Annotated in this window: 1 protein-coding gene; it reads left to right on the top strand. The window is 56.9% G+C overall.

Annotated features, from left to right (window positions below):
• Positions 1–11: 11 nt before the first annotated feature.
• Positions 12–977: amidohydrolase/deacetylase family metallohydrolase (locus tag ACXJ5O_RS28255; protein ID WP_457302803.1), on the top strand; the 966-nt coding region annotated here is incomplete at its 3' end.

Raw genomic sequence — 977 nt, 5'->3', positions numbered from 1 at the left:
GATCTTTGATCATGCCTGCATCTTCTGCAACCGCCGGTTCTCCAATGGAAGGGCGTTTGCTGCTGACCAATGTCAAACCGGTTTCGTTCGGACCGAACACGCCTTCGTCCAGCATCGACATCCTGATCGATGCTGACGGCAAGATTGCCGAGTTTGGTCCTTCGCTGAATGTTCACGGCGATGTGCGCCGTGTCGACGGCAAGGGCGCATGGATTTCCCCGGGCTGGGTCGATCTACACACGCATATCTGGCATGGCGGCACGGATATTTCGGTGCGTCCGCAACTATGCGGCGCCGAGCGGGGTGTCACCACCATCGTTGATGCGGGCTCGGCGGGTGAAGCCAATTTCCATGGATTTCGCGAATACATCATTGATCCGGCACGTGAACGTATCAAGGCGTTTCTGAACCTCGGCTCAATCGGGCTGGTAGCCTGCAACCGGGTCAGCGAACTCAGCGACATCAAGTCGATCGACATCGATCGAACTGTTGCCTGCGTCAATGAAAACCGCGATCATATTGTCGGACTGAAGGTGCGTGCCAGTCATGTGATCACGGGCTCCTGGGGTGTCACTCCGGTTAAAGTCGGCAAGAAGCTCGCCAAGATACTGAAAATCCCGATGATGGTGCATGTTGGCGAACCGCCGGCGCTCTATGACGAGGTCCTTGAAATCCTCGGCCCGGGAGACATCATCACACACTGCTTCAACGGCAAGGTCGGTAGCAGCATCATCGAGGACGATGATCTGTTCGAACTGGCGGCGCGTTGTGCAGGTGAGGGGATACGTCTCGACATCGGTCACGGCGGCGCATCGTTCTCGTTCCGTGTGGCGGAAGTCGCGATCCAGCGCGGACTTCTACCATTTTCGATCTCCACCGATATTCATCTGCGCAGCTTGAACTTCGCAGTGTGGGACCTCGGCACCACGATGTCTAAACTCCTGAGCGTCGGCATGCCGTTCGACAAGGTGGTGGAA

The organism is Phyllobacterium sp. P5_D12 (assembly GCF_054049495.1).
Note: the sequence above shows the minus strand (reverse complement) of the source record. Positions and strands in the feature narration are given on the sequence as shown.